General features: G+C 36.3%; 1 protein-coding gene. It reads right to left on the reverse strand.

Annotation, left to right across the window (positions count from 1 at the left end; translation table 11 throughout):
• Positions 1-1,838 (reverse strand): PepSY domain-containing protein (locus VNJ50_RS14380; protein WP_325582989.1); only part of this gene is annotated, 1,838 nt, incomplete at both ends.

Here is a 1,838-nt window from a genome sequence, read left to right on the forward strand (position 1 = left end):
TTTAAGATGTCCATAAGATCATTATACATAGCCAAAGATCCGCATATCATTATATAGCCGTTCTCTTCTAAAGTTTTTGCAATATGTTCGCCATCACGTTTTATCAGATGCTGAACATAGAAGCGCTCATGCTGCTGCGAATATGCCAAATGCAATTTGCTCAGCTTTTTTTGGTTTAAATACTGTTCTAGTTGCGATTTGTACAGATTGCAGGATGCCTCGGTTCGCAATCCAAAATACGCTTCGCATTCTGTTTTTTTATTTTGATCCAACATGCCCAAAAACGGCGCAATCCCAGTTCCGTTGGCAATCATGATAACTTTGGATGCTTTTTTGGGTATATGAAAGTGTGCATTCTTAATCAAACGAGCATGGCAGCAATCGCCAATTTCACATTGCCTTAAATAACCAGATCCTAAACCTTGGTCATGGTACTTAACACTCAGTTGCGTGTTTCCATTTACTTTTCCTATGGAATATAAGCGCTCGCGATAATCGTCCTTTGGATACACAGCCAATAAATCACCAGATGTAAACTGAAGTTTTTGTTTGGGTTTTAAAGTAATCAAAAACGTGTCGTCCGGATTGTCAGAAACATGACTTTTTGCAATAACTTCAAAAGGTTTGGTGTGTTTTGGACGGGACACCAAATTATCATGAGGAATGGATAATTGCAGTCCTACTTTTTCGGACCAAAGTTGCACCCATTGTTCAAAACTTTCAAAAGACTTGTCGTTAATCGTAAAAACTGGAAGTAATTGTGTTGCATTTTTAGTTAGAAAAGCAGTGTCAACATCAAAAGCAAATTTGCAAAATTGGACGTAAGAAAGCGATCCAAAGCCAACGACCGAAAAACTATACGACTGTTTTTGATGGTTATTTTCTAAGCGTTTTAAAAACTTATTGGCATTGGTTGGTGCATCACCTTCGCCATACGTAGAGGTCATGACAATGAGGTGTTCGGCGTTTTTAAATTTCCGATAATTATTCAGTTCGGTAATATAGACTGTTTCTCCTGAGGCGATTAACTGTTCTTGAAAAGCATTGGCAAAAGCCAAAGTACCGCCATTTTCAGAACCTACCAAGATCACGTATTTGGATTGGTTGGCTTTGAACTTGTTTTTCAATTTGGCACTACGACGTTTTATGGTCATTGCAAATCCGGAATAGATAAAAAACAGAATGTTTAGGCATGCAATAATCAAGATAACGGACCAAATTATACTGCCTTTTCCGGTATGAAGGTTTAAGCTTAAATTGGAGAGAAATTGAACCAATGGATAGTCAATTTCACTTATAATTTCACCTGAAAACTGATTGATTACAACTTCTTTGTCTTTTAGTTTTATGGTAAAATAGTCTTCAATATCGTCGGAAAAAGGAAATTCCACCAATTTCACTTCTGATAATTTGGTGTTATTAAAAAATGCCATTCCCTTGAATTCCTGTTGAGGTGATTCAGTCAAAGTATCAAAATCGATTTGATGTTGTTGGGAATCCTTAGGTAAAACATTAAACTTTTCTAAGGATAAATAAACACCGGTAATCGTAATTATTAGAATAGGAATAAGTGATAAACGGCCCAAAACGACGTGCCAATATTGAGAAAAATCATCCTTGACAATTTTCGAAAAAAACTTCTTAAAACTGCGTTGGCGTTTAAGGATAAGCACCGTACCAGAAACGGCAATGAGGAACAGTAAAAATGAACATAATCCGACAAAAAAACGTCCAGTTCCTTTTAAAAATAATGATCGGTGGAGTGTTGTATTCCATTGAAATATTTTTGAAACTTCAATCTTCTTGCCAAGATATTCGGCGGTTATCGGGTTAAAATA

The organism is Gelidibacter sp. (assembly GCF_035577925.1).
Lineage (GTDB): Bacteria > Bacteroidota > Bacteroidia > Flavobacteriales > Flavobacteriaceae > Gelidibacter.